Source organism: Acidimangrovimonas sediminis (assembly GCF_002871005.1).
GTDB lineage: Bacteria > Pseudomonadota > Alphaproteobacteria > Rhodobacterales > Rhodobacteraceae > Acidimangrovimonas > Acidimangrovimonas sediminis.
In genome coordinates this window covers 265,323-289,459 of the sequence record NZ_PHSN01000012.1, presented here as the reverse complement: position 1 = coordinate 289,459, position 24,137 = coordinate 265,323, and the positions used below count along the sequence as shown (strand labels likewise).

Sequence of the window (24,137 nt, the reverse complement as noted above, 5' to 3'; positions counted from 1 at the left end):
CGGTGACGGCCGCGTTGTTCGACATGTTCTGCGGCTTGAACGGCGCCACGCGCAGCCCCCGCGCCCGGGCGGCCCGGCACAGCCCCGCCACCAGCATCGACTTGCCGACGTTCGACCCGCAGCCCTGGATCATCAGGGCGGGCATCAGAACTCCACCCCCGGCTGCGCCTTGATGCCCGACCGGAACGGATGCTTGACCAGGGTCATCTCGGTCACCAGATCCGCCGCCTCCATCAGCTTCTCATGGGCGTTGCGCCCGGTCAGCACCACATGCGTCATCTCGGGCTTTTCCGTGGTCAGGAAGGCCACCACTTCGTCGATATCCAGATACTCGTAGCGCAACGCGATGTTGATCTCGTCCAGAAGGACCATGCGAATCTCCGGATCGCGGATCAGCTCCTTCGCCTTCTTCCAACCCGCCTGCGCCGCCGCGATGTCGCGCGCCCGGTCCTGGGTTTCCCAGGTAAAGCCCTCGCCCATGGCGTGAAACTGGCACAGGTCGCCGAAATTCCCGGTCAGAAGGCGGCGTTCCCCGGTGTCCCAGGCGCCCTTGATGAACTGCACCACAGCGCAGGGCATGCCATGGGCCACGCAGCGCAGGATCATGCCGAAACCCGAAGACGACTTGCCCTTTCCTGGCCCGGTGTGGACGATCACAAGCCCCTTCTCGCCGGTCTTGCCCGCCATGATCTTGTCGCGCGCGGCCTTTTTCTTCGCCATCTTCGCGCTGTGCTGTTCGTCGGTGCGTTCCCGCTGCGCATCTTTCCCGCTCATCCGGCCGTCTCCTTCGCTTGACATCCGTCGCCTGCCTGCCCCAGATGGGCGCACGTTGGTGCCTGTCCTACGACAGGCTAAGAGGGAATGCGACGGGGCTTCTTTGACGCCCCCGAATGCAGCCGCCCCCGCGACCGTGACCGGAGAGGTCCCCAACCGCCACTGGCCCGAATGGGCTGGGAAGGCCGGGGATCGCAGCGCCGCAACGCGCGTATCCGGAAGCCGGGAAACCTGCCAGCGAACGATACGTACCGGCGGACGGGGTGTTCCGCGGCAGGCTGTGACTCGGTCTTCCGGATCGACCTCGCATTCTGGCGACATCCCTTTGCCCCAAGGAAGGCTGAAGGTCGAATGGTCGCCACGCTCCATGTCTGCATCACCTGCAAGGCGGGCCAGCCCGTCACCGAGGGGGAGGCCTGCCCCGGCGCGCGTCTGCATGCCGCGCTGACCGCCGTCCCCTGCCCTGAGGGCCTGCGGATCGTGCCGGTCGAATGCCTGTCGGCCTGCAAGACCGGCGCCGCCGTCGCTCTCTCGCGGCCCGGGTCGTGGTCCTACGTCTACGGGCGGCTGGAACCGGAACAGGCGCAGGACATCCTCGACGGCGCCGCCGCCTATGCCCGCACGACCGACGGCCTCGTACCCTGGCGCGAACGCCCTGTGGTGTTCCGCAAGCAATCCCTCGCCCGCATCCCCCCGCTGGAAACACCGCTGGAGACCACGCCATGACCGACCTCGCCAAGATCCCCGTCACCATCGTCACCGGCTTTCTCGGCTCGGGCAAGACCACGCTGATCCGCCACCTGATGCAGAACGCGGGCGGGCGCCGCCTTGCCGTTCTGGTCAACGAATTCGGCACCATGGGCGTGGATGGCGAGATCCTGCGCGGCTGCGCCGACGAGAACTGTCCCGACGAGAACATCGTCGAACTGGCGAACGGCTGCATCTGCTGCACCGTGGCGGATGAGTTCATTCCCACGATGGAGGGGCTTCTCGCCCTGTCCGAACGCCCCGATCACATCCTGATCGAGACCTCGGGCCTTGCGCTGCCGAAGCCCCTGTTGAAGGCCTTCGACTGGCCGGCGATCCGCTCGCGCATCACGGTGGACGGGGTGATCGCGCTGGCCGATACCGAGGCGGTGGCCGCGGGCCGGTTCGCCCCGGATCCGGCGGCGGTGGACGCGCAGCGGGCCGCCGACGACAGCCTCGACCACGAGACCCCGCTGTCCGAGGTGTTCGAGGATCAGGTCGCCTGCGCCGACATCATCCTGCTGACCAAGGCCGATCTGGCAGGCGAGGCGGGCCTTGCCGCCGCCCGCGCCGCCATCGCCGCCGAGGCGCCGCGCCCGCTGCCGATGGTGGCCGTGACCGACGGGGCGGTGGACCCCGCCGTGATCCTTGGGCTGAACGCCGCCGCCGAGGATGACCTTGCCGCCCGACCCTCGCATCACGACGGGTTCGAGGACCACGAGCATGACGATTTCGACACGATCGTGGTGGATCTGCCGGAGCAGGGAGATCGCGACGCCCTCGTCGCCGCGCTGGAACAGCTGGCGCGGGAACGCAACATCCTGCGGGTCAAGGGCCATGTCGCGCTGACCGGCAAGCCGATGCGCCTTCTGGTGCAGGCCGTGGGGGCCCGCGTGCGGTGCCAGTTCGACCGCCCCTGGGGTGCCGGGCCGCGCCGCTCTCAGCTGGTGGTGATCGCCGAGAAGGGCGATATCGACGCCCCGGCGATCCGTGCGGCCCTCGGTGCCCAGGGTTTCGACGCCCACGCCTTGGACGCGGCGACGCAGGGGGCCTGAGGCGCGATGCACGTCGTCTTCCGCGAAAGCCATGGCCTCGACGAGACCGAGGCCCCCTACGATCCCGGGCAGGACCCCGCGGATCTGGTGGTCCTGTCGTTCTCGGACAGCGACCTTGGCGCCTTCGCGGCGGGCTGGCACCGGGCGAAGGCGGGCAATGCCCTGCCCTCGCTGAGGCTGTGCAACATCGTGGCGCTGCGCCACCCCCTGTCGGTCGATGCCTATGCCGAGCGCACCCTGTCGGGCGCGAAGGCGATCCTCGTGCGCCTGATCGGCGGCGAGGCCTATTGGAGCTATGGCCTTGCCACCCTGCGCGACATGGCGCAGCGGCGGGGCATCGCGCTGGCGGTTCTGCCCGGCGACGGGCGCGAGGATCCGGCGCTCGACACACTGTCCACCGTCCCGGTCTCGACGCTCAGGCGGCTTTCGGCGCTGTGCGAGGCCGGGGGCGCCGTGGCCGCGCAGGCGGCGCTGGCGCAACTGTCGCTGGCCGCGGGTCTTTATGCCGGGCCGGTTCCCGGCGCGAAAAGCCTGCCCCAGACCGGGATCTACCTGCCGGGCAAGGGCGTCGTTGCCGCGCCGCCCGAGGGCACGGGGCCGAAGGTCGCCGTCACCTTCTACCGCTCCTACCTTGCCGCCGCCGACACCGATCCGGTGGATGCGCTGATCGCGGCCCTGAGCCGCGCGGGCTTCACCGCCTACGGCCTGTTCGCGCCCTCGCTGAAGGGGGCGGAGACGGCCCGCTGGCTGACCGGGCATTTCGCCGAACATCCCCCCGCGCTGATCGTCAACGCCACCGCCTTTTCCGCACAGGGGGCCGACGGGGTCTCGCCACTCGACGCGCCCGGCGTGCCGGTGTTCCAGGTCGCGCTGTCCACCGCGCGGCGGCGCGACTGGGCGGCGTCGGAACGCGGCCTTTCGCCCGCGGACCTTGCCATGCACGTGGTGCTGCCTGAGGTGGATGGCCGCCTCTTCGCCGGTATCGTCAGCTTCAAGTCGCCGGGCCGCCGGGACCCGGATCTGCAATTCTCGCGCTTTGCCCACCGGGCCGATCCCGATCTGGTCGAGGCCGCCGTCGCGCGCATCGCGGGCTGGCACCGGCTGGCCACGGCCCCGGCATCGGCGCGCGAGATCGCGCTGATCCTGTCCACCTACCCGGGCCGGGCCGACCAGATGGCCCATGCCGTGGGCCTCGACACGCTGGCCTCGGCCGGGGCGCTCTTGTCCGACCTGCGCGACGCGGGCTACGCCACCGAAGCCGTGCCCGATCTGGCCCACCGCCTTGGGTCCGAGACGGCAAGCTGGCCGCTCATGGCCTATCGCGCCGCCCTCGCCACCCTTCCTGAGGAGATGCGCAAGACGCTGCACGCGGCCTGGGGCGCGCCCGAGGACGACCCCGCGGTGCGCGACGGCGCCTTTCACTTTGCGGCGCTTCAGACGGGCCGTGCCCTGATCGCCCTGCAACCCGAGCGCGGGCGCAGAAAGACCCGCGACGACGCCTATCACGACCTCGCGGCGACCCCGTCGCATGGCTATGTCGCCTTCTACCTCTGGCTGCAATCGCGCGCGCCGCATGCGCTGGTGCACATGGGGGCGCATGGCACGCTGGAATGGCTGCCGGGCAAGTCGGTCGCGCTGTCGCCCGCCTGCTGGCCCGCGCGGCTGGCGGGCGCGGTGCCGGTGATCTATCCCTTCATCGTCAACGACCCGGGCGAGGCCGCGCAGGCCAAGCGGCGGATCGGCGCGCTGACGCTCGGCCATCTTCCGCCGCCCCTGACCACCGCCGCCCTGCCCGAGGATCTGGCGCCGCTGGAGCGCCTGCTTGACGAATATTCCACCGCCGACGGGCTGGACCCGGGCCGCCGCACCCGCCTGATCGGCGCGATCCGGGACGAGGCGCAGGCCCGCGGCGTCGAGAGCGATCTGGGCCTGCCACCCGGCGCCACCCCGGCCGAGGCGATCACCCGCATCGACCGCTTCGTCTGCGACCTCAAGGAAAGCCGTTTCGGCGAGGGGCTGCACATCTTTGGCCGTGGCGATTGCGGGGATGACGAACGCGCGGGGATCCTGTCGGCGCTCGCGGGCCGCAGGGTCGCGCCGGGTCCCTCCGGCTCCCCGGGCCGGGGGCGGTCGGACGTGCGGCCCACGGGGCGGAACCTCTTTGCCGTCGATCCCCGCGCGGTGCCCACCCGCGCGGCCCATGCGCAGGGCGTGAAGCTGGCGGAAGAGCTTATCCGCCGCCACCTGCAGGATCATGGCGACTGGCCGCGCGGGCTGGTGATCGACCTCTGGGGGTCGGCCACGATGCGCACCGCGGGCGAAGAATTCGCGATGGCGCTGCACCTTGCGGGCCTTGCCCCCCGCTGGGACGCGGGCACGGGCCGGGTGGCCGGGTTCGAGGTTATCCCCCCCGCCCTGCTCGACCGGCCCCGGATCGACGTGACGCTGCGGGTCTCGGGCCTGTTCCGCGACATCTTTCCCGGCCTTGCCCAGCTATTCGAGGCCGGCTGCGCGGCGCTGGCCGAGCGCGACGAGGCGGCGGAGGAAAACCCATACGCCACCCGCGCGCCCAGGGTCTTCGGGCCCAAGCCCGGCGCCTATGGTCTGGGCCTTGGCAGCGACATCGCCGAGCTTTCGCCCGAGGCGCGCGACCGGGCGGGCGAGGCGTGGCTTTCGGGATCAAGCTGGGCGATCGGGGCGGACGGCACGTCGCACGAGGCGCGCGCCGCGCTCGAATCCCGGCTGGCCGCGACGGATGCCTTCGTCCACCCGCAGGACCTGCCGGAAAGCGACCTGCTGATGGCCGAGGATTACGCGGCACACGAGGCGGGCTTTGCCGCCGCGCTGGCGCATCTCGGCCACCGGCCCGCCGCGCTCTATCATCTCGACGCGACCGATCCCGACCGGCCCCGCGCCCGTGCACTGGGCGAAGAAATCGCCCGCACCGTGCGCGCCCGCGCCGCCAACCCCGCCTGGGCCGACGGCATGATGGCGCATGGCTATCGCGGCGCGGCCGAGATCGCGGCGACCCTCGACCACATGGCAGCCTTCGCGCATCTGGCGGGGGTGGTGCCCGGGCATCTGTTCGACCTTTACCACGCAGCGACCCTGGACCGGGACGAGGTGGTGGCCTTTCTGGAACGCGAGAACCCCGCGGCGCTGGCCCGCCTGCACGCCACCTTCCGCGCGCTGATCGACGCCGGGCTGTGGGTCAGCCGCCGCAACTCGGTCGCCCGGACGCTGGAGGCCGGCGAATGACCGGGTTCGAGATCCGGGGGCATTGCCCCGGGGCGCTGCGTCCCATGGCCTCGGCCGACGGGCTGGTGGTGCGGATCCGGCCGCCGCTGGGCGTGCTGACGCCCGCACAGGCACGGGGGCTGGCCCCGGCCGCGCAGCGTTTCGGCTCCGCCGTGCTGGAGCTGACCTCGCGCGCCAACCTGCAGATCCGCGGCGTGCCCGAGGCCGCGCACCCGGCCCTGATCGCCGCGCTGTCCGATCTTGGCCTCATCGACCCCGATCCTGCCACCGAACGCGCGCGCAATCTGGTCGTCACGCCCTTTCACCGCGACGGCGACGGCACCGCCAACCTTGGCCGGGCGCTGACCGAAGTGATGCTGTCCGCCCCGCCGCTGCCCGCGAAATTCGGCGTGGCGCTGGATTGCGGCACGGCGCCGGTACTGGGCGCAACGCCCGCCGATATCCGTATCGAACGCGACGGGACAGGGGCGCTGTTGCTCCGGCCTGACGGCCTGAACCATGGCCGGGCGGTCCTGCCCGAGGAAGCCCCGGACGCGCTGCGCGCGCTACTCGACTGGTTCGCGCACCACGGGGTCGGCGAAGATGGCCGCGGCCGGATGCGCGACGCCGCTGCCGGGCTTTGCGGTTACGACACCCTGCCCGCCCCGGCAGAGGTTCCCCCCGGCGCGGGCCCTGCCCATGGCGGGATGCTCGTCGCCGTGCCCTTCGGCCAGATGCCCGCCGAGACGCTGGCGGCGCTGGCCGATGCGGCGGATGAGCTGCGCCTGACGCCGTGGCGCGCGCTTTTTCTGCCGGGGGTGACCTGCGCCTCGGCCCTGCCCGAAGCGCAAGGGAAGCCGGGCCTGATCACCGACCCCGATGATCCGCTTTTGCGCACCCACGCCTGCACCGGCGCGCCGGGCTGTCCGCAGGCCCATGCCGAAACCCGCCCGCTTGCCCGCGCGCTGGCCGCCCACCTGCGGCCCGGCCAGCAGCTGCATGTGTCAGGTTGCGCCAAGGGCTGTGCCCATCCCGCGCCTGCCGACCTTACGATCACCGCCGGCCCGGAGGGCTATGCGCTGGCCCGGAACGCCCGCGCCGGTGACCCGCCACATCGCAACGGCCTCGACGCCCGCGCGCTCACCTCTCTCCTGCACGGGACCGACGATGCCACACCTCTATGAAACCGACGGCGCGGCGATCTACCGCCAGTCCTTTGCCACCATCCGGGCCGAGGCCGCCCTTGACCGCTTCACCCCCGAGGAGGAGGTGGTCGCGGTGCGGATGATCCATGCCCTCGGCTTCGTGGGCCTTGAGGAACATCTGGCCTTCACTCCCGGCATGGCCATTGCCGCCCGCGCGGCGCTGGAGGGGGGCGCGCCGATCCTGTGCGACGCGCGGATGGTGAGCGAGGGGATCACCCGCCCCCGGCTGCCAGCCGACAACGCCGTGATCTGCACCCTGCATGATCCGCAGGTGCCCACGCTTGCGGCCGATATGAAGACCACCCGCAGCGCCGCCGCGCTGGAGTTGTGGCGCCCGCATCTGGGCGGCGCGGTGGTGGCGATCGGCAATGCGCCGACCGCGCTTTTCCATCTGCTGAACATGCTGGAAGATCCCGCCTGCCCGCGTCCTGCCGCGATCATCGGCTGCCCGGTGGGTTTCGTGGGCGCGGCGGAATCGAAAGAGGCGCTGATGGAGGCGCCGCCCGCCCCGTCGCTGGTGGTGCGCGGGCGCCTTGGCGGATCGGCCGTCACCGTGGCTGCGGTCAACGCCCTTGCCAGCCGGAAGGAATGACCATGGGCCGTATCATCTGCACGGGCCTCGGCCCCGGAGACCCCGACCTGATGAGCCTGCGCGCCGATCGTCTGGTGCGCGGCGCCCGCCATGTCGCCTATTTCCGCAAGGCGGGCCGCGCCGGACAGGCGCGCCGCATCGTCGAGGGGATGCTGCGCCCCGATTGCACCGAATACCCGATGGAATACCCGGTCACGACGGAACTCGCCTTCGACAGCCCCGAATACAACGCCTGCCTTGCCGCCTTCTACGACAGCTGGGCCGACCGCATGGCGACGCTTGCCCAGACCGAGGACGTGCTGGTGCTGTGCGAGGGCGACCCGTTCTTCTACGGCTCGTTCATGCACCTGCACATCCGCCTGCGGGGCCGCGCGGAGGTGGAGATCGTACCGGGTATCACCGGCATGTCGGGCTGCTGGACTGCCACCGGCCAGCCGATCACCTGGGGCGACGACGTGATGACGGTGCTGGCCGGCACCCTGCCCGAGGCGGAGCTTGTGCGCCACATGCAGACCGCCGATGCGCTGGTGGTGATGAAGACAGGGCGCAACTTGCCCAAGATCCGCCGCGCGCTGGCCGCCGCCGGCCGGTACGAGGCCGCCTGGCTGGTGGAGCGCGGGACAATGCCGAACGAACGCATCGCCCGGCTGGCCGAGATGCCCGAGGCCGATTGCCCCTATTTCGCGCTGGTCCTTGTTCACGGCACGGGCCGCAGGCCGGTGGCAGAGGTCGCGGGAACGGCCTCGGCTGCGGCGTCCGGGGCGGCGGCGGAATGAGCGGATCCCTCTCCATCGCGGGCCTCGGTCCGGGCGACCCGGCCCTGGTGACGCCCGAGGTGCAGGCAGCGCTTGACGCCGCGACCGACGTGATCGGCTACATCCCCTATGTCGCGCGCGTGGCCCCGCGCCCCGGGCTGACGCTCCACCCGTCCGACAACCGGGTCGAGGTCGACCGCGCCCGCCACGCGCTGGAACTGGCCGCAAAGGGCGCGCAGGTGGTCGTCGTCTCCTCGGGCGATCCGGGTGTCTTCGCCATGGCCGCCGCAGTGTTCGAGGCGCTGGAGGATGCGCCGCAGTGGTACGATCTCGACATCCGCGTCCTTCCCGGCATCACCGCGATGCTGGCCGCTGCGGCGCGGGCCGGGGCGCCGCTGGGGCACGATTTCTGCGCCATCAATCTTTCGGACAACCTCAAGCCCCGCGCGGTGATCGAGCGACGGGTGCGACTAGCCGCCGAGGCCGATTTCGCCATGGCCTTCTACAACCCGCGATCGAAATCCCGGCCAGAGGGCTTTGCCCGCGTCCTCCAGATCCTGCGCGAAACCTGCGCGCCCGGGCGGCTGATCACCTTCGCCCGGGCGGTTTCGACGCCCGAGGAAAGGCTCACCACTGTGACGCTGGCCGAGGCCACGCCCGAGATGGCCGACATGCGCACGGTGGTGCTGGTCGGCAATTCCGCGACCCGGCGGGTCGGGCCCTTCGTCTATACGCCACGGCGGGCGGACGCCGGGGTCACCGGATGACCAAGCCAGCGCATCACCTCCGCGACCGAGGCCACCACCGCCCGCTCGGGCGGCGCAGGCCGGGCGATCATCACCACGGGCAGCCCGAGCGTGCGGGCGGCGTCAAGCTTGGCACGTGCGCCCGCGCCGCCCGCGTTCTTGGCCACGATCACGTCGATACGGTGGTCGCGGAGCAGCGCCGTGTCGCCCGCCATGTCGAAGGGGCCGCGCGCGATCACCACCTCGGTATTCGGCAACGGAAGCGGCGCCTCGGGCGGATCGACGAGGCGCAGGAGGTACATGTTGTCGGGCCGCGCGGCGAAAGGAGCCAGCGTCTGGCGCCCGATGGCCAGAAAGACCCGGGCCGCCGTCTCCGGCAGCGCCACGACGGCCGCGTCGGTGTCCGCGACATGGGTCCAGCGGTCGCCTGGCCCGGCGGTCCAGACGGGACGTTCCAGCGCGACGAGGGGCAGGCCCGTGGCGCGGGACGCCGCCACCGCGTTCCGGCTCATCTGCGCGGCAAAGGGATGGGTCGCGTCGACCAGATGCGTCACACCCTCGGCCCGCAGCCATGCCGCCAGTCCCCCGGCCCCGCCGAAGCCGCCTACCCGCACGGGCAGCGGCTGCGCCACCGGGGCGCGGGTGCGCCCGGCGTAGGACAGGACCGCCTCCACCCCGGCGGCGGCCATCGCCCGGGCCAGTGCGCTGGCCTCGCTGGTGCCCCCCAGAACCAGTACCCGTGTCATGCCGACGCCCTTTCGCCCCCTGCCCGACCCGAGCAATGCCGCGACCGTGCCGCAACCGCAACCCGGGAGGCGCCCGATGTCTGACCCCTGGCTCACCATCATCGGGATCGGCGAAGACGGGCTGGAGGGCCTGGGCGCCCCGGCCCGGGCGGCGCTGGCGGGGGCCGAGGTGGTTTTTGGCGGCCCACGGCACCTTGCGCTTGCCGGGGTGGGCGACAGGGGTCGGGCCTGGCCGGTGCCGTTCGATCCCGCGCCGGTGCTCGCGCTCAGCGGTCGCCCGGTGGCGGTGCTGGCCTCGGGCGATCCGTTCTGGCACGGCGCAGGCGGCAGCCTTGCCGCCCGGCTGTCCGCCGGCGCGTGGCGCGCCTTTCCCGGGCCCTCGACCTTTTCGCTGGCGGCGGCACGGCTTGGCTGGCGGCTGGAGAAAGTCACCTGCCTCGGGCTGCACGCGGCCCCCTTCGCCCGGGCACGCGCGGCACTGGCGCCCGGGGGCCGGATGATCTGCCTGATGCGCGACGCCACCGCCGTGCCCGAGTTCGCCGCGTGGCTGACAGCGCAGGGTTTCGGCCCCTCCCGCCTGTGGCGGATGGAGGCGCTCGGCGGCCCGCGCGAGGCGGTGACCGAAACCACGGCCGAGGCGCTGGCCGGCCCCCCAACCGCGGGGATCGCCCCGGTCGCCGTGGCCGTGGAGTGCGCCGCCTCACCCGGCCGTCCGAACCCCGGCCTGCCCTGTACCCCGGGGCTGCCCGACGACCTGTTCGATCACGACGGCCAGATCACCAAGCGCCCGTCGCGCGCCCTGACGCTGGCCGCGCTGGCCCCGCGGGCGGGCGAGATGTTGTGGGACATCGGCACCGGATCCGGCTCCATCGCCATCGAATGGCTTCGGGCCGCACCGCGAAGCCGCGCCGCGGGGATCGAGGCCAACCCGACCCGCGCCGCGCGGGCACGGGCCAATGCCCAGGCCTTCGGACTGGCCGACCGCTTCACCGTGGCCGAGGCCCGCGCGCCCGAAGGGCTGGAGGGGCTGCCCCGGCCCGATGCCGTCTTCATCGGCGGTGGCGCGACCGACGCGCTGCTTGCAAGGTTGTGGGACATCCTGCCGGCGGGCACCCGCCTCGTCGCCAATGCCGTGACGCTGGAGACAGAGGCGCTTGTCGCCGACTGGTCCGGCCGCGCGGGCGGCACGCTTCTCAGGATCGAACTGGCCGAGGCGCGGCCGCTTGGCTCCCGCCGCGGCTGGCAACCCGCCCGTCCGCTGGTGCAATGGAGCGTGACGCGATGAGAGTGGCCGGGCTGGGGTTTCGCCGGGGCACCTCCGCCGCCGCGCTTGGCGACGCGCTGGCCCGGGCGGGCGGCGGCAGGCTGGACGCGCTGGCCACCGCTGCCGAAAAGGCCACGGCCCCCGCCCTCCGGCACCTGGCCGAAGCGATGAACCTGCCCATCCTCGCCCTGCCCCCCGAGGCGCTGGCCGGGGTGCCCACCGCCACGCACTCGCCCCGCGTCGTCGCGCGCTTCGGCACCGGCAGCCTGGCCGAAGCCGCCGCGCTGGCCGGCGCCGGGCCCGGCGCGCGGCTGATCGCGCCGCGCACCGTTTCCGCAGACAGAACCGCCACCGCCGCGATCGCCGAAAGGATCCCGTCATGACCGTCCACTTCATCGGCGCAGGCCCCGGCGCGCCCGACCTCCTCACCCTGCGCGGGCGCGACCTGATCGCCGCAGCGCCAGTCTGCCTCTATGCCGGATCGCTGGTGCCGCCGGGGGTGCTGGCGCATTGCCCGCCCGGGGCGCGGATCATCAACACCGCACCGCTGTCGCTCGACGAGATCATCGACGAGATCGCGACCGCCCATGCCTCCGGCCACGATGTCGCAAGGCTGCACTCGGGCGATCTGTCGGTCTGGTCCGCGATGGGCGAGCAGCTTCGCCGCCTGCGCGCGCTGGGGATCCCGTTCGACGTCACCCCCGGAGTGCCCGCCTTCGCCGCCGCCGCGGCAACGCTCGAGGCGGAACTTACCCTGCCGGGGCTTGCGCAGTCGGTCGTGCTGACCCGGACGTCGGGCCGGGCATCGCAGATGCCCGAGGGCGAGACGCTGGCGAATTTCGCCGCGACCGGGGCGACGCTTGCAATCCACCTGTCGATCCATGTGCTTGACCGCGTGGTCGCGGAATTGACCCCGCATTACGGCCCCGACTGCCCCGTGGCCGTGGTCTGGCGCGCCTCGTGGCCGGACGAAAGGGTCCTGCACGGCACCCTTGCCACGATCGAGGGCGCGATGGACGGCGAAATCGCCCGCACCGCGCTGATCCTCGTGGGGCCCGCGCTGGCGGCCGAGGGCTTCGCCGACAGCCGGCTCTACGCCCGCGATTACGACCGCCGGTTCCGCCCCACCGGCGCCAACCCGCGCTTTCCCGAGGGCAGCGCATGACCGCGCGGCCGCCGCTTCCCCCGGGGCTGATGATCTCGGCCCCCGCCTCGGGCACCGGCAAGACGACGCTGATGCTGGGCCTCCTTGCGGCGCTGGCCCGGCGCGGGATGGTGGTGCAGCCGTTCAAGTCCGGGCCGGATTACATCGATCCCGGCTTTCACCGCGCGGCCTCTGGGCGGGAGTCGTTCAACCTCGACGGCTGGGCGATGTCGCAGGACCGGATCGCCGGACTTGTGGAAGCCGCGCGCGGGGCCGACCTCGTGCTGGCCGAGGGGTCGATGGGGCTGTTCGACGGGGTGGCGAGCCCCGGCGCGACCGGCACCGGCGCCAGCGCCGAGATCGCGGCGATGATGGGCTGGCCGGTGGTGCTGATCCTCGACGCCTCGGGGCAGGCGCAATCCGCCGCCGCGACGGCGCTGGGGTTCGCGCGCTTCCGCCCTGAGGTCGCGCTTGCGGGCGTCGTGCTGAACCGTGTGGCCTCCCCCCGGCACGAGGCGCTGCTGCGCGCCGGGATGGACGAGGCCGGAATCGCCGTGCTGGGGGTTCTGCCCCGGCGGCCCGATCTGGAAATGCCGGAGCGCCACCTCGGGCTGGTGCAGGCCGGGGAACACGCGACGCTGGACGCGCTGATCGCCGAGGCCGGTCGCTTCATCGCCGCCCATGTGGAGCTTGACCGCCTGTGTGCCGCGGCCCGGCCGACGCCCGACCCGGCGGCGGGGGGCGGCACCCCCCGCCCGGTGCCGCCCCCCGGGCAGCGCATCGCGCTGGCCCGCGACGCGGCCTTCTCCTTCACCTACCCCCATCTGGTGCAGGGCTGGCGCGCGGCCGGAGCCGAGATCGTGCCCTTCTCGCCCCTGGCCGACGAGGGGCCCGATCCGGCAGCCGATGTCTGCTGGCTGCCCGGGGGGTACCCGGAACTGCATGCGGGCCCGCTTGCCGCCGCCGGCAATTTCCACGCCGGGCTGCGCGCCTTCGCCGAAACAAAACCCGTTCACGGCGAGTGCGGCGGCTACATGGCGATGGGCGCCGCGCTGATCGACAAGCAGGGCACACGGCATGCGATGGCGGGGCTTCTGGGCCTCGTCACCTCCTACGAAACCCGCCGGATGCACCTTGGCTATCGCCTCGCGCACTTGCACGAATCGATCCCCAGCCACCCGCTCAACGCCAGGTTGAGGGGGCATGAATTTCACTATTCCACCATTCTCGACCAGCCGGACGCCCCGCTGGCCAAAGTCGTCGACGCCGGGGGCAACGCGGTGCCCGAGACCGGCTCGCGCCGGGGGAATGCCACCGGCACCTTCTTTCACCTGATCGCGGAGGACGCATGAGCGGCTTCGTCAGCTTCGTCTCGTCCGGCCCGGGCGACCCCGAGCTTCTGACCGTCAAGGCGGTGGACCGGCTGAAGGCCGCGGACGCGGTGCTTTACGACGATCTCTCCGCCGGGCCGATCCTCGACCTGGCGCGCCCGGGGGCCGATCTCGTCGGCGTGGGAAAGCGCGCGGGCCGGCCCTCGCCCCGGCAGGATCATGTCAGCCGCCTGCTGGTCGATTATGCCGCCACGGGGGTGCGGGTGGTGCGGCTGAAATCCGGCGACGCGGGGATCTTCGGCCGGCTGGAGGAAGAGATCTGTGCCCTGCGCGCGGCCGGGATCGCCTACGAGGTGATCCCCGGGGTCACCACGGCCTCGGCGGCGGCGGCGGCGGCGGGCATTCCGCTGACCCGGCGGCTGACCGCGCGGCGGCTGCAGTTCGTCACCGGGCACGACGTCGCAGGTGCGCTGCCCGAGGGCCTGAATATGGCCGCGCTGGCGGATCCCGAGGCCACGACGGCGGTCTACATGGGCCGGCGCACCTTTGCCCGGCTGGCCGAACGGCTGTTCGCGGCAGGTCTGCCCGCCGAGACCCCGGCGCTTCTGGCCGAGGCGGTCTCGACCCCCGGCGAAGCCCTGCGGCTGAGCACGATGCGCGCGCTGGCCGAGACGCTTGGCGCGGCACCGGCGGGGTCGGCACCCGCGCTGATCCTTTACGGCGCCCTCGCCGACCCGGCGCCGGAGGTCGGGCGATGATCACACTTTCGCTGATCGGGATCGGCAGCGGCAACCCCGATCACGTCACCCGGCAGGCCGAGGCGGCGATGAATACCGCCGAGGTGATCCTGATCCCCCGCAAGGGCGCGGCCAAGGATGACCTGGCCGAGCTGCGCCGCGCGATCTGCGCCCGGGTCCTGCGCGCGCCCGGCCCGGTGGTCAGGGAGTTCGACCTGCCGGTGCGCGATGCCTCGGGCGGGTATCGCGCAGGGGTTGAGGCCTGGCACGACGCGATCGCCGAGGTCTGGGCCGCGGAACTGGCCGACGCCCTGCCAGAGGGCGGTCATGCGGCCTTCCTCGTCTGGGGCGACCCCGCACTTTACGACAGCACCCTTCGGATCGCGGAGCGCCTTCGCGGACGGATGCCGATCGAGGTGCGGGTGATCCCCGGTATCACCGCGATCGCCGCGCTGACCGCCGGGCATGCGATCCCGCTCAACGCCGTGGGCGGCCCGGTCGCGATCACCACCGGCCGGCGCCTGCGTGAGGACGGCTGGCCCGCGGGGCACGATTCGGTCGTCGTCATGCTCGACGCCGGGCAGGCGTTCGAGGCGGTCGACCCCGAGGGGGTGTTCATCTGGTGGTCGGCCTATGCCGGCATGGACGACGAGATCCGCATTGCCGGCCCCCTGGCCGAGGTGGCCGGCCAGATCGCCGCCGCCCGCGCCGAAGCCCGGGCGCGCCACGGCTGGATCATGGATATCTACCTTCTCCGGCGCGCGTGCTGAGCGTCGCTGAGGACCGGCCAGGGTGACCGGCCCGCGCCGCGTCAATCTCCGGCGAGCCGGCGGTTGCGCGCCATCAGCAGGATGAAGACGATACCGCCCACGAAACTGGTCAGCACGCCCAGCGGGATGTCCTGCGGCGGCATGATGCAGCGCGCCGCCACGTCCGAGAGCACGAGGAAGATCGCCCCGAACAGCGCCGAGGCGGGCAGCACCCGACGATAGTCACCACCGATGCAGAGCCGCACGATATGCGGGCTCATCAGCCCGACGAAGGCGATGATTCCGGAGAAGGCGACCGCCGTGCCCGTCAGCAGGGCGCAGACGATGAAGATCGTGAACCGGAAACGCCGGATCTGAAGACCCAGCGTGGTGGCAGTCTCGTCGCCCAGCGTCGCGGCGTTGAGGCCCTTCGCCCGCAGCAGCAGGTAGCCGCCGCAGCCCGCCAGCGCGGCCAGCGGATAGGGAAGCTGCGACCATTGCGCAAGGCCAAGCCCGCCGAGCATCCAGAAGATCGCCGTGCTGGCGGCGCGCGGATCGCTGAGAAAGATGACGAGGTTGCCGAAGGCACCCAGAACGAAGCCGATGGCGACGCCCGACAGGATCAGCCGTCCGGCCGATTGCGCCCCGGTCAGATGGGTGACGGCAAGCACCAGCGCCATCGCCCCGAGCGCCCCGGCGAAGGCGAAAAGCGGCACCGTCAGCAGACCGAAGATCAGCCCCGTCTGCAACAGCGCGACGATCGCCCCGAGGGCAGCCCCCGAGGACACGCCCAGCAGGTGCGGATCGGCCAGCGTGTTGCGCGTGACCGATTGCAGCGCGGCGCCGACAAGCGCCAGCGACGCGCCGACCGCGGCCCCAAGCACCGCGCGGGGTGCCCGGACCAGCCAGACGATCGCATCCTGACCGGTGGTCCAGTGCCCCGCCTCGCCCAGCCCCAGCCGGTGCAGCAGGATCGCCCAGACCGTCGCCGGGGCGATCGACACACCGCCGACCGCGATGGCCAGCGTCATCGCCGCGAGCAGCAGCAGCACCATCGCCCCCATCAGCAGGGCAAAGCCGGCCCGGCCGCGTTCCGCCGCCACACGCCGGCCGTGGCTGCGGCGCGGGGCCGGGCGTTGGCCGGCCTCAGTCACGGAAGGCGGCGGCAAGGCGCTTGATCGCGTCGATGTTGCGCGGCCCCGGGGTCGCCTCGGCGTATTGCAGCACGGCGAAGCGGCGGTTCTTCACCGCCGGGATGTTGGCCAGCGCCGGGTTGTCCTCGAGGAAGGCCTCCTTCTGCTTCGCCGTGACCTTGCCGTAGTTGATGATGACGATCACGTCGGGGTTCGCGGCGATCACCGATTCCCACCCGACCTTGGTCCAGCTGGTCTGCACGTCGTCCATCACGTTATGCCCGCCGGCCGCCTCGATCAGCGCGGTGGGCATGGCGTAGGCGCCGGCGGTGAAGGGCTTCTGCTCGCCGGAATCGTAGACGAAGACCCGGGGCGGATGTTTCAGCGGGCTCAGCCCCGCCCGGAACTGTGCAAGCTCCTTGCGGTAGCCGGCGACCAGCTTCTCCGCCCGCTCCTCGACCCCGAAGATCCGCCCGAGGTTGAGCAGGTCGTCGTAGAGGTCGGCCATGGAGGCCTTGGGCATCTTCATGATGTGCACGCAGCTTTCCGTCAGCTCGTAGACCTTGATCCCGTAGGGCTTGAGGGTCGCGGGGGTGACCGCACCGCCGACCCGCATGCCATAGTTCCACCCGGCAAAGTAGAAATCGGCATCGGCACCCAGAAGCACCTCCTTCGTGGGATACTTGGCGGACAGCTCCGGCAGTTCGGTGATCCCGTCGCGATAGGCCGGATCCAGCGTCTTCCAGCCGCTGATCCCCGTGTAGCCGACCATGTGATCGCGCAGACCCAGCACCAGCATCATCTCGGTCAGGTTGACGTCGTTCGAGACCGCCCGCTTCGGTGCGGCATCGAAGGTGACTTCGCGGTCGCAGCTCCTGACGGTCACGGGAAACCCGCTGGCGAAGGCCGGGGCGGCGCCAAGCAGCGCCGCGGTCAGCACGAGGGATTTGAGCATTCGGGGATCCTCAGCTTTGTTTTTCGAGGTGAAACGAGAACCGGGGACGCCCGGTCACCGGGTGAAGGTCGACCGCCGTCTCGACGGCGAAGGTGGCGCGCACCTCGGCCGGCGTCAGCACCTCGAGCGGCAGCCCGACGGAGGCCGCACGGCCCTCGCGCAGGACGATGACGCGGTCGGCATAGGCGCTGGCGAGCGCGAGATCGTGCAACGAGACGATCACCGTGCAGGGCAGATCGCGCATCAGCTGCAGAACCTCCAGCTGATGGCGGATGTCGAGGTGGTTTGTCGGCTCGTCGAGGATCAGCAGCGCGGGATCCTGCGCCAGCGCGCGGGCGATCATCACCCGCTGCTTCTCGCCACCCGACAACGCCCCCAGCTCACGCCCGAGCAAGGGTTCGAGGCGCATCGTCGCGATCGCGTGGGCAACGGCACCGGACCGCCGGGCGCGGGACCACCCGACATGCGGCAGCGTGCCCAGCTCGACGATGTCGCGCACGGACAGGCTGAAGTCGGAGGTGGTCTCCTGCGTCACGGTCGCGACGCGCCGGGCGCAGGCCGCAGGCGTGATCCGCCAGATGTCGGTGCCGTCGAGCAGGACCTGTCCGCCCGCCGGCCGGTAGTAGCGGTAGAGACAGCGCAGCAGGCTGGACTTGCCCGCGCCGTTCGGGCCGACGATGGCCAGCACCTCGCCCGGTTCGGCCGTGAAGGAGATGCCCGAGACGACGGACGGCCCCCTGCGCGGGGCCCAGCACAGGTCACGCACGTCGAGATGCGCCGCCCCGTGGAAATCGGATAGCTGATTGTCCCTCATCGCCTCTCGCAGTCCGCCGCTGTGCGGGGGCGTGAGGCGACGTCCGAGATCCCGGCCACGCGGCGGCGCGGAATCCGACCCGTCTCGGCACACCCCGGCCGATCAAAGTTCTTCGTGGATGGCAGGTCTCCTGGCTCGCGGGTCGTGACGCGCTCCGTGCCTTCCCGGCCCGTACCGGACCAGTGGCATCGCTTCGGAGGCGCTCACCGCTTACAGTTGCGGGGGCAGCTACGGCTTCGGCCCGGGGGCCACACCGTATTCCCTATTATCCCCGCGACGGTGTCGCCGCGAAGACCATCCTGCGAGACCTTCGCCCGTTCCCCTGGCAGGTTCAATAGCAAAGTCTCCGCTCCCTCGCCGGTCTCTCCGTTCGTGCGCAAGGGATCACGGCGCGGCAGGATATGCAATATGTAATAACATCTCTCTGAGAAGAAACTTTTCCTCTCCTCTACCTCCCGCGCAAGGCCCCCTGCCCGGCCCGTCGCAATCGGCGGAAATCCGACCTTAATTGATGTCGGGGAACACTTTTCACGCGAATGGGGGTGGCCTCTGCTCGTGACATGGGAGTACCAAGAGACGTGGGGGCGTTGAACGGCACGGTGCGGATTGCACGTGTCGCCGTCATCGCTAGGAGATTGGCGCCCCGTGGAGCATTTGTTCACTGCGTCCTACCGCAGTCTCGCTCGATTGGAACATCCCGTCGACGATATCGCGGCGATCCTGACCCGCAGTCAGGAGCGGAACAGGTTCTTCGGCATCACCAGCCTCCTGCTGTTCGACGGCAGGTTCTTCCTTCAGACGATCGAAGGGCCCGCGCGGCATGTGCGCGAGCTTCTGTCCTGCATCATGACCGACTCCCGGCACGACGATGTCGTGCCCTTTGGCATCAGCGACATCGCGGAGCGCCGGTTCCCGGCCTGGCAGCTGAAGCTGATCGGCCCCAACGCTTCGGCCCAGATCGCCCCCGACCTTCCGGTCATGGCCTTCACCGAGGAACGCCTGTGCGAGGTTCACCGCTCAGCAAGGGCGCTGGCGCGGACCCCGGTCTTCCGGACGTCGCGACGCCGGCCCGGGGGATTGATATGACCGTCGAAATTCAGGAACACGGAGCGCTCGGGCTGGTGCTGCTCGACGAGGGCCGGGTGGTGGCGCGGGCCAAGCTCGACCTTGCCACGCATTGCTGGCGGCTGTCGCTGTTCAAGTGCTGCTGGCTGGAACGCGATCCCGGCTCGGACCAGTTCGAGCTTCTGCGGCGGCACGGGCTGAGCGTGCGTTCCGCCGCCGCCGTCAGGATCCTGGAAAGCCGCGACGACGTGCTGAGCATCCTGCGGGGATTTCTGGTGGATTAGCTGGCCAGCCCCCCCGCTCGGTCCCCGTCGCAGACCCCGGCGGTCAGCCGCGGGGCGCGCGGGCCACGTCAGGACGCTGCCGAAAGCTCCCCGTCGCCCGCGCCGATGTTGCCCGAGGCGACGGAAACGGCCTTCAGCACGGCGTGCAGTTCCAGCCCCTCGCGCAGCCCCAGCGCGGTGGCCGAGCGGCGGGTGACGCGGGCCAGCAGCGGCGTTCCGCGCACGTCGAGCTGTACCATGACCCCCGGCCCTGCCCCTTCGTGCAGCGCGCTCACGGTCGCCGGCATCGCGTTCAACGCCGAAACCCGCTCGGGCCGGTCGAGGGCCAGCATCACGTCCTGCGCCAGCACCCGCACGCGCAGCGCGGTACCCGGCATGGCCTCGATCCGCGGCAGCCAGAGCGGCCCCGCCGGCCCGTCCAGACGGGTCAGCCCGTCCTCTTCCTGCGCCGCCACGGTAACCCGCAGGATCGCCCCCGCCTCGCGCACCCCGAGCGCACCCGCCAGCGCCGGATCTGCCAGGATCCGCGCCGTCGGGCCCGCCGCCGTGACCCGCCCGCCCGACACCAGCACGACGGTCGTCGCAAGCCGCGCGATTTCGGAGGCCGAGTGGCTGACGTAGAGGATCGGCAGCGCGGTCTCGTCGCGCAGCCGCTCCAGATAGGGCAGGATCTCCTCCTTCCGCGCATCGTCCAGCGCGGCGAGGGGTTCATCCATCAGCAGAAGCCGCGGCTTCGACAGGATCGCCCGCCCCAGCGCGACCCGCTGCCGCTCCCCCCCCGACAACATGCGGGGACGACGGTCGAGAAGGTTGCCAAGGCCCAGCATGTCGATGACCCGGGCGATCTCGGCATCCGGCGCGGCGCCGGTCGGGGCCTTCCGCTCCTCCTTCGGGGCGAAGCGGCGGCCGTACAGCAGGTTCGACCGCACGCTGAGATGCGGAAACAGCCGCGCGTCCTGGAAGACATAGCCCAGCCTGCGGCGATGGGTGGGCAGGAAGGTGCGGCTGGCGCTGTCGAACAGCACGGCGCCGCCTGCCGCGATATGCCCCTCGTCGGGGCGGAGCAGGCCCGCGACCGCGTTGACCACCGTGGTCTTGCCCGCCCCGGAATGACCGAACAGCGCGGTCAGGCCCCCCGGCGCCTCGAAGGCTATGTCGAGGGAGGTGCCCTCGAAACGGTGGCGGAAGGAAACGCTCAGGCTCATGCCCCGATCCTCCGCGCCACGGCCCGGGCCAGCGCCTCGGACGCGAAGAGCGCGGCCATCGCGATGACCACCGAGATCAGCACGAGGCGCATCGCCTGGGCTTCCCCGTCGGGCACCTGCAGCACAGTGTAGATCGCGGAAGGCAGGGTCTGGGTCTGGCCGGGAATGTTCGACACGAAGGTGATGGTGGCGCCGAATTCCCCCATCGCGCGGGCAAAGGCCAGCACCGACCCGGCAAGGATGCCGGGCAGGATCAGCGGCAGCGTCACGGTCACGAACACCATGGCGCGGTTCGCGCCCAGCGTGCCCGCCGCCTGTTCAAGCTTGGGGTCGACCGCCTCGACCGCCAGCCGGATCGCCCGCACCATCAGCGGAAAGGCCATGATCCCCGTCGCCAGCGCCGCCCCGGTCCAGCGGAAGGCGAAGACGATGCCGAAGGTCTCGTACAGGAAATGCCCGATCGGACCGCGCCGCCCGAAGGTCAGAAGCAGCAGGTAACCCGTCACCACCGGCGGCAGGATCAGCGGCAGGTGCACGACGCCGTTCAGAAGCTGCCGCCCCGGAAAGCGCCAGCGGGCCAGCGCATAGGCCACGAAGATCCCGAAGGGAAGGCTGACGACGGTGGCCCAGGACGAGACGCGGAGCGAAAGCTCGACCGCCTGCCATTCCTCCGCCGTCAGCCAGTGCGTCACTTCTTGAGCACCTTGAAGCCGTAGGATTCAAAGGTCTTCGCCGCCTCGGGGGTCGAGAGCGCCTCATAGAACGCCTTCGCTGTCGGGCCCTTGGCATCCTTCAGCACCGCCGCTGGATAGATGATCGGCGGGTGGCTGTCGGCAGGGAAGGTTCCGGCGATGCTCACGCCCTTGTCGATCATGGCATCGGTCGAATAGACGATGCCATAGGGCGCCTCGCCGGTATCGACCAGCGCCAGCGCCGCGCGCACGTTGTCGGCCTGGGCGACGTGCGGCTCAACCGTTTTCCACATTCCCAGCGAGGTCAGCGCCGTCTTGCCGTAGATGCCGGCGGGGACCGAATTCACCAGCGCCATCGCCAGCTTGCCGTCCCCCAGCAGCTTCGGCAGATCCAGCGACTTGTCGATGGTGATCTTCTTGGCGTCCTTGCCATGGGCGATCAGCACCAGCGAGTTGCCCAGCAGGTCGCTGCGCTCGCCCTTGGCGATCAGCCCCTGCTTCTCGACCTTGTCCATCCAGCCGACATTGGCGGACAGGTACACGTCAGCCGGCGCGCCGGCCATGATCTGCTGCGCCAGCTTGCTCGACCCGGCGTAGGAGATATCGGCCTCGTTGCCGGTCTTGGCCTCCCACTGCTTCGCGACCGCGTCGAGCGCGTTCTTCAGCGAGGCGGCGGCAAAGACGGTGACGGTGTCCGCCTGCGCCGCAAGCGGGAAAGAAAGAGCGACCGCAACCGCGGCCGAGACAGCACCGGAGCGCAGGATCTTGTTCAAAAACATGGGAACTCCCGGTCGATATGTTTGGTGAAACATATCAAACACGGCAAGGTTCCGGCGGCAAGCGCTATTTCCCGTCAGACATATCCGGATCTTCCGGCCCTCCGCTCTCGCCCCGCAGCAGGCCCTCGATCGCCGCGATTTCGCCCGCACCCGCGGACAGGGTGGCGGCGATCAGCGCCCGGTAGTGGCGCACCACCGCCTCGCCGGTCTCGGTCAGCTGCGCGCCGCCGCCGCCAGGACCACCCCGCGCGCTTTCGACCAGCGGGGCGCGGAAGGCGGCGTTCATCTCCTCGACCAGCATCCAGGCGCGCTTGTAGCTCATCTTCATCCCGCGCCCCGCGGCCGAGATCGACCCCTCGCTGCGGATCCGCTCCAGCAGCTCGATCTTGCCCGGGCCGATCATCGAGCCGGGAAACAGAAGGCGCAGCCGCAGGCGGGCGCCGGAGGTGGCATCCGTGCCGATGTCGGGATCGGCGTCAGGATCACGGTCGGCAGGCGGTGAAGTCGAAGGTTCGGTCATCGCACAATGTTTGAGGCTCGGCCCACGGGTTGCAAGCCCAATGATGGCCCCACCTCCGATCATTGCCGACCGCCCCTTGCGCCGCGAAGCGGCAACAGAAAGATACGGAGGGTTGATAGCGCGGGCGAAAGGCTTTCCCGGCCTTCGGGGAGTTGCGGATCCGGCCATATGGTGCGCGCTCCGGCCCCGGAAGCGCCGGCGCGCAGCTGTCGGAAGGTTCAAATCAGACCTCGCAAGCCCCACTTCGCACGCCGTACTGAGTGCGCCTCCCCGAGCGCCCGGGGCCGCGCCCGGCAACCGCTTCGCCCGGCCGTTGCGGTCAGGTGGTTGCGGTCAGGTGGTTGCGATCAGCGCGGGATGCCGCCGGCGAACGTCCGGGCACGCGCGGCCTGCCAGTCGCGGACCAGCAGCGCACGCCGGCGTTCCGGTCGCCGGTCCAGCATCACCGGGTTGCGCATCCGTTCCGCCCGGAAGTGCCTGAAGTCGCGTCGCGTCTCGCACCAGGCGATCAGCAGGCACCGCCCCTGCTCGTAGCCCAGCACCACCGGCCAGACGCTGCGCGCGCTCGGCGTGCCATCGAGCGAGAGATAGCTGAACGTCAGGACACGCTCCTGCCGGATCGCACGGCGCAACACGGCGGTGTCCAGCGGCGTGCAGGCGGTGACGTCCGGCGCCTTTGTTCCGACGGCGGGCAGGTCGAGCATCAGGCGGGCCACCTCGGGCAGCGAGAACCGGATCTTCGCCAGCGCATCCTGCGCGGCGCGCGCCAGCGCCCGATCGGGGTGGGTCGCGACCCATTGCGCGCCCAACGAGATCGCCTCGGCCTCCTCCAGGGAAAGGGCAAGCGGCGGCATCTCGTAATCCTCGGCCAGCACGTAGCCCAGCCCAGCCTCACCCTGAATCGGCACCCGCTGACCGATCAGGTCGGCGATGTCGCGGTACACGGTCCTGCGCGACACCTCGAGCTCCGCCCCGATCTCGGCCGCCGTCACCGGGCGGGGGCTGCGTCGAAGGATCTGGATGATCTGGAAAAGACGATCTGCACGGCGCATGGCGAACTCCTGCTGCCACCATGCTGTCAGCAGCCCCCCGTTACAAGCCGGTCACCGCGGCCCTGAACGGGCCGGATCCCATCAGCCGGCCGTTCAGGGCCGCACAAGGAGAACTGTCATGAAATTCACCTCGCTTCGCCTCATCGCCGGGGATCTCCCGGCCCTCGTCGCGTTCTACGAGATGGTCACCGGCCGCACCGCCGACTGGCTGGCCCCGGTCTTCGCCGAGATCGTCACCCCCGCCGGCACGCTCGCCTTCGGCAGCGCCGAGACGGTCGCGCTGTTCCAGGCCGGCAGCGCCGAACCCGGCGCCAACCGCACCGCGGTGATAGAGCTCCAGGTCGACGATCTCGACGCCGAATATGCCCGCCTCGCAGATCTGTGCGAGGTGGTGCATCCGCCCAAGCTCCTGCCCTGGGGCAACCGCACGTTCCAGCTGCGCGATCCCGAGGGGACGCTGGTCAGCCTCTATATGCCGGTGACGGAGGCGGCGATCGCGCGGTTCGGGGGTAGGTAGCGGCCGCATCTGCCCCCTTTGCCCGGTCGAATCGCGTCG

At 71.1% G+C, this 24,137-nt stretch carries 27 protein-coding genes and 2 riboswitches; of the genes, 16 read left to right on the top strand and 11 right to left on the bottom strand.

What is annotated here, in order from left to right; translation table 11 throughout:
- A partial coding sequence (locus tag CVV76_RS12420) for a nucleotide-binding protein (protein WP_456297914.1) occupies nucleotides 1–145 on the bottom strand: 145 nt, incomplete at its 3' end.
- Complete coding sequence (cobO, locus tag CVV76_RS12415) at nucleotides 145–774, bottom strand: cob(I)yrinic acid a,c-diamide adenosyltransferase (RefSeq protein WP_233192830.1); 630 nt, start codon at nucleotides 772–774, stop codon at nucleotides 145–147. The genes cobO and CVV76_RS12420, both read right to left, overlap by 1 nt.
- Before the next feature lie 39 nt (nucleotides 775–813).
- A riboswitch (cobalamin riboswitch) is annotated at nucleotides 814–1,027 on the top strand.
- A gap of 98 nt (nucleotides 1,028–1,125) precedes the next feature.
- On the opposite strand from cobO, the gene CVV76_RS12410 reads away from it, so the two are divergent.
- From CVV76_RS12410 to cobJ, 7 genes are read left to right on the top strand one after another with little or no spacing between them, the layout of a single operon-like run.
- Nucleotides 1,126–1,500 carry a DUF1636 family protein gene (locus CVV76_RS12410; RefSeq protein ID WP_102224961.1) on the top strand — a complete coding sequence of 125 codons (375 nt, stop codon included), beginning with the start codon at nucleotides 1,126–1,128 and terminating at the stop codon, nucleotides 1,498–1,500.
- Nucleotides 1,497–2,576, top strand: a complete 1,080-nt coding sequence (gene cobW, locus CVV76_RS12405) for a cobalamin biosynthesis protein CobW (RefSeq protein ID WP_102224960.1) — start codon at nucleotides 1,497–1,499, stop codon at nucleotides 2,574–2,576. Before CVV76_RS12410 ends, cobW begins: the two co-directional genes overlap by 4 nt.
- Nucleotides 2,577–2,582: 6 nt before the next feature.
- Nucleotides 2,583–5,834 carry a cobaltochelatase subunit CobN gene (gene cobN / locus CVV76_RS12400; protein ID WP_102224959.1) on the top strand — a complete coding sequence of 1,084 codons (3,252 nt, stop codon included), beginning with the start codon at nucleotides 2,583–2,585 and terminating at the stop codon, nucleotides 5,832–5,834.
- On the top strand, nucleotides 5,831–6,997 hold the full coding sequence (cobG, locus tag CVV76_RS12395) for a precorrin-3B synthase (protein ID WP_102224958.1): 1,167 nt from the start codon (nucleotides 5,831–5,833) through the stop codon (nucleotides 6,995–6,997). The genes cobN and cobG overlap by 4 nt, the downstream gene beginning before the upstream one ends.
- Nucleotides 6,981–7,610 carry a precorrin-8X methylmutase gene (locus CVV76_RS12390; protein WP_102224957.1) on the top strand — a complete coding sequence of 210 codons (630 nt, stop codon included), beginning with the start codon at nucleotides 6,981–6,983 and terminating at the stop codon, nucleotides 7,608–7,610. The genes cobG and CVV76_RS12390 overlap by 17 nt, the downstream gene beginning before the upstream one ends.
- Nucleotides 7,611–7,612: 2 nt before the next feature.
- Nucleotides 7,613–8,386 carry a precorrin-2 C(20)-methyltransferase gene (locus CVV76_RS12385; RefSeq protein ID WP_102224956.1) on the top strand — a complete coding sequence of 258 codons (774 nt, stop codon included), beginning with the start codon at nucleotides 7,613–7,615 and terminating at the stop codon, nucleotides 8,384–8,386.
- The gene (gene cobJ / locus CVV76_RS12380) at nucleotides 8,383–9,132 is read left to right on the top strand and encodes a precorrin-3B C(17)-methyltransferase (RefSeq protein WP_102224955.1); all 750 of its coding nucleotides are present in this window, start codon (nucleotides 8,383–8,385) and stop codon (nucleotides 9,130–9,132) included. Before CVV76_RS12385 ends, cobJ begins: the two co-directional genes overlap by 4 nt.
- Here cobJ and CVV76_RS12375 read toward each other — a convergent pair.
- Nucleotides 9,093–9,857, bottom strand: coding sequence for a cobalt-precorrin-6A reductase (locus CVV76_RS12375; protein WP_102224954.1), 765 nt, complete (start codon nucleotides 9,855–9,857; stop codon nucleotides 9,093–9,095). The two genes, cobJ and CVV76_RS12375, sit on opposite strands and share 40 nt — an antisense overlap.
- 76 nt (nucleotides 9,858–9,933) lie before the next feature.
- Here CVV76_RS12375 and cbiE point away from each other — a divergent pair, with 76 nt between their 5' ends.
- From cbiE to cobF, 6 genes are read left to right on the top strand one after another with little or no spacing between them, the layout of a single operon-like run.
- Complete coding sequence (gene cbiE, locus CVV76_RS12370; protein ID WP_102224953.1) at nucleotides 9,934–11,142, top strand: precorrin-6y C5,15-methyltransferase (decarboxylating) subunit CbiE; 1,209 nt, start codon at nucleotides 9,934–9,936, stop codon at nucleotides 11,140–11,142.
- Nucleotides 11,139–11,504 (top strand): cobalamin biosynthesis protein, encoded by a 366-nt coding sequence (locus CVV76_RS12365; RefSeq protein WP_102224952.1) that lies wholly within the window; start codon nucleotides 11,139–11,141, stop codon nucleotides 11,502–11,504. Before cbiE ends, CVV76_RS12365 begins: the two co-directional genes overlap by 4 nt.
- A complete protein-coding gene (gene cobM / locus CVV76_RS12360; protein WP_102224951.1) occupies nucleotides 11,501–12,286 on the top strand; it encodes a precorrin-4 C(11)-methyltransferase in 786 nt (261 codons plus the stop codon). The genes CVV76_RS12365 and cobM overlap by 4 nt, the downstream gene beginning before the upstream one ends.
- On the top strand, nucleotides 12,283–13,617 hold the full coding sequence (locus CVV76_RS12355; protein ID WP_102224950.1) for a cobyrinate a,c-diamide synthase: 1,335 nt from the start codon (nucleotides 12,283–12,285) through the stop codon (nucleotides 13,615–13,617). Before cobM ends, CVV76_RS12355 begins: the two co-directional genes overlap by 4 nt.
- Entirely contained in the window at nucleotides 13,614–14,354 is a 741-nt protein-coding gene (gene cobA / locus CVV76_RS12350) for a uroporphyrinogen-III C-methyltransferase (protein ID WP_102224949.1), read from the top strand. The genes CVV76_RS12355 and cobA overlap by 4 nt, the downstream gene beginning before the upstream one ends.
- Nucleotides 14,351–15,103 (top strand): precorrin-6A synthase (deacetylating), encoded by a 753-nt coding sequence (gene cobF / locus CVV76_RS12345; RefSeq protein ID WP_102224948.1) that lies wholly within the window; start codon nucleotides 14,351–14,353, stop codon nucleotides 15,101–15,103. The genes cobA and cobF overlap by 4 nt, the downstream gene beginning before the upstream one ends.
- 41 nt (nucleotides 15,104–15,144) lie before the next feature.
- Here cobF and CVV76_RS12340 read toward each other — a convergent pair whose 3' ends face one another.
- The 3 genes from CVV76_RS12340 to CVV76_RS12330 are packed head-to-tail and all read right to left on the bottom strand — an operon-like array spanning nucleotide 15,145 to nucleotide 17,984.
- Nucleotides 15,145–16,185, bottom strand: coding sequence for a FecCD family ABC transporter permease (locus CVV76_RS12340; RefSeq protein WP_233192828.1), 1,041 nt, complete (start codon nucleotides 16,183–16,185; stop codon nucleotides 15,145–15,147).
- A gap of 43 nt (nucleotides 16,186–16,228) precedes the next feature.
- Nucleotides 16,229–17,170 carry an ABC transporter substrate-binding protein gene (locus CVV76_RS12335; RefSeq protein ID WP_102224947.1) on the bottom strand — a complete coding sequence of 314 codons (942 nt, stop codon included), beginning with the start codon at nucleotides 17,168–17,170 and terminating at the stop codon, nucleotides 16,229–16,231.
- 10 nt (nucleotides 17,171–17,180) lie between these two features.
- Nucleotides 17,181–17,984: an ABC transporter ATP-binding protein gene (locus CVV76_RS12330; RefSeq protein WP_102224946.1), complete on the bottom strand. Its 804-nt coding sequence runs from the start codon at nucleotides 17,982–17,984 to the stop codon at nucleotides 17,181–17,183.
- Between the two features lie 103 nt (nucleotides 17,985–18,087).
- Nucleotides 18,088–18,298: riboswitch (cobalamin riboswitch) on the bottom strand.
- Between the two features lie 331 nt (nucleotides 18,299–18,629).
- On the opposite strand from CVV76_RS12330, the gene CVV76_RS12325 reads away from it, so the two are divergent.
- On the top strand, nucleotides 18,630–19,070 hold the full coding sequence (locus CVV76_RS12325; RefSeq protein WP_158243146.1) for a BLUF domain-containing protein: 441 nt from the start codon (nucleotides 18,630–18,632) through the stop codon (nucleotides 19,068–19,070).
- Nucleotides 19,067–19,333 (top strand): hypothetical protein, encoded by a 267-nt coding sequence (locus CVV76_RS12320; RefSeq protein WP_102224944.1) that lies wholly within the window; start codon nucleotides 19,067–19,069, stop codon nucleotides 19,331–19,333. Before CVV76_RS12325 ends, CVV76_RS12320 begins: the two co-directional genes overlap by 4 nt.
- A 68-nt stretch (nucleotides 19,334–19,401) precedes the next feature.
- Here the strand turns inward: CVV76_RS12320 and modC are convergent, their stop codons facing one another.
- The 5 genes from modC to CVV76_RS12295 all read right to left on the bottom strand — a co-directional run bounded on the left by modC (nucleotide 19,402) and on the right by CVV76_RS12295 (nucleotide 23,581).
- Complete coding sequence (gene modC / locus CVV76_RS12315) at nucleotides 19,402–20,538, bottom strand: molybdenum ABC transporter ATP-binding protein (protein WP_102224943.1); 1,137 nt, start codon at nucleotides 20,536–20,538, stop codon at nucleotides 19,402–19,404.
- Nucleotides 20,535–21,230 (bottom strand): molybdate ABC transporter permease subunit, encoded by a 696-nt coding sequence (gene modB, locus CVV76_RS12310; RefSeq protein ID WP_102224942.1) that lies wholly within the window; start codon nucleotides 21,228–21,230, stop codon nucleotides 20,535–20,537. Before modB ends, modC begins: the two co-directional genes overlap by 4 nt.
- Entirely contained in the window at nucleotides 21,227–22,009 is a 783-nt protein-coding gene (modA, locus tag CVV76_RS12305; RefSeq protein ID WP_102224941.1) for a molybdate ABC transporter substrate-binding protein, read from the bottom strand. The genes modB and modA overlap by 4 nt, the downstream gene beginning before the upstream one ends.
- Before the next feature lie 64 nt (nucleotides 22,010–22,073).
- Nucleotides 22,074–22,529, bottom strand: coding sequence for a winged helix-turn-helix domain-containing protein (locus CVV76_RS12300; RefSeq protein ID WP_102224940.1), 456 nt, complete (start codon nucleotides 22,527–22,529; stop codon nucleotides 22,074–22,076).
- A 347-nt stretch (nucleotides 22,530–22,876) separates the two neighbouring features.
- Complete coding sequence (locus CVV76_RS12295) at nucleotides 22,877–23,581, bottom strand: helix-turn-helix transcriptional regulator (RefSeq protein ID WP_102224939.1); 705 nt, start codon at nucleotides 23,579–23,581, stop codon at nucleotides 22,877–22,879.
- A 118-nt stretch (nucleotides 23,582–23,699) separates the two neighbouring features.
- Between CVV76_RS12295 and CVV76_RS12290 the strand changes: the two genes are divergently transcribed.
- Nucleotides 23,700–24,098: a VOC family protein gene (locus CVV76_RS12290; protein WP_102224938.1), complete on the top strand. Its 399-nt coding sequence runs from the start codon at nucleotides 23,700–23,702 to the stop codon at nucleotides 24,096–24,098.
- Nucleotides 24,099–24,137 lie beyond the last annotated feature (39 nt).

Excerpts from the sequence above, each read along its gene's own strand:
- cobO (WP_233192830.1), bottom strand. The coding sequence starts at position 774 with ATGAGCGGGAAAGATGCGCAGCGGGAACGCACCGACGAACAGCACAGC.
- CVV76_RS12410 (WP_102224961.1), top strand. The coding sequence starts at position 1,126 with ATGGTCGCCACGCTCCATGTCTGCATCACCTGCAAGGCGGGCCAGCCC.
- cobW (WP_102224960.1), top strand. The coding sequence starts at position 1,497 with ATGACCGACCTCGCCAAGATCCCCGTCACCATCGTCACCGGCTTTCTC.
- cobN (WP_102224959.1), top strand. The coding sequence starts at position 2,583 with ATGCACGTCGTCTTCCGCGAAAGCCATGGCCTCGACGAGACCGAGGCC.
- cobG (WP_102224958.1), top strand. The coding sequence starts at position 5,831 with ATGACCGGGTTCGAGATCCGGGGGCATTGCCCCGGGGCGCTGCGTCCC.
- CVV76_RS12390 (WP_102224957.1), top strand. The coding sequence starts at position 6,981 with ATGCCACACCTCTATGAAACCGACGGCGCGGCGATCTACCGCCAGTCC.
- CVV76_RS12385 (WP_102224956.1), top strand. The coding sequence starts at position 7,613 with ATGGGCCGTATCATCTGCACGGGCCTCGGCCCCGGAGACCCCGACCTG.
- cobJ (WP_102224955.1), top strand. The coding sequence starts at position 8,383 with ATGAGCGGATCCCTCTCCATCGCGGGCCTCGGTCCGGGCGACCCGGCC.
- CVV76_RS12375 (WP_102224954.1), bottom strand. The coding sequence starts at position 9,857 with ATGACACGGGTACTGGTTCTGGGGGGCACCAGCGAGGCCAGCGCACTG.
- cbiE (WP_102224953.1), top strand. The coding sequence starts at position 9,934 with ATGTCTGACCCCTGGCTCACCATCATCGGGATCGGCGAAGACGGGCTG.
- CVV76_RS12365 (WP_102224952.1), top strand. The coding sequence starts at position 11,139 with ATGAGAGTGGCCGGGCTGGGGTTTCGCCGGGGCACCTCCGCCGCCGCG.
- cobM (WP_102224951.1), top strand. The coding sequence starts at position 11,501 with ATGACCGTCCACTTCATCGGCGCAGGCCCCGGCGCGCCCGACCTCCTC.
- CVV76_RS12355 (WP_102224950.1), top strand. The coding sequence starts at position 12,283 with ATGACCGCGCGGCCGCCGCTTCCCCCGGGGCTGATGATCTCGGCCCCC.
- cobA (WP_102224949.1), top strand. The coding sequence starts at position 13,614 with ATGAGCGGCTTCGTCAGCTTCGTCTCGTCCGGCCCGGGCGACCCCGAG.
- cobF (WP_102224948.1), top strand. The coding sequence starts at position 14,351 with ATGATCACACTTTCGCTGATCGGGATCGGCAGCGGCAACCCCGATCAC.
- CVV76_RS12335 (WP_102224947.1), bottom strand. The coding sequence starts at position 17,170 with ATGCTCAAATCCCTCGTGCTGACCGCGGCGCTGCTTGGCGCCGCCCCG.
- CVV76_RS12330 (WP_102224946.1), bottom strand. The coding sequence starts at position 17,984 with ATGAGGGACAATCAGCTATCCGATTTCCACGGGGCGGCGCATCTCGAC.
- CVV76_RS12320 (WP_102224944.1), top strand. The coding sequence starts at position 19,067 with ATGACCGTCGAAATTCAGGAACACGGAGCGCTCGGGCTGGTGCTGCTC.
- modC (WP_102224943.1), bottom strand. The coding sequence starts at position 20,538 with ATGAGCCTGAGCGTTTCCTTCCGCCACCGTTTCGAGGGCACCTCCCTC.
- modA (WP_102224941.1), bottom strand. The coding sequence starts at position 22,009 with ATGTTTTTGAACAAGATCCTGCGCTCCGGTGCTGTCTCGGCCGCGGTT.
- CVV76_RS12300 (WP_102224940.1), bottom strand. The coding sequence starts at position 22,529 with ATGACCGAACCTTCGACTTCACCGCCTGCCGACCGTGATCCTGACGCC.
- CVV76_RS12295 (WP_102224939.1), bottom strand. The coding sequence starts at position 23,581 with ATGCGCCGTGCAGATCGTCTTTTCCAGATCATCCAGATCCTTCGACGC.
- CVV76_RS12290 (WP_102224938.1), top strand. The coding sequence starts at position 23,700 with ATGAAATTCACCTCGCTTCGCCTCATCGCCGGGGATCTCCCGGCCCTC.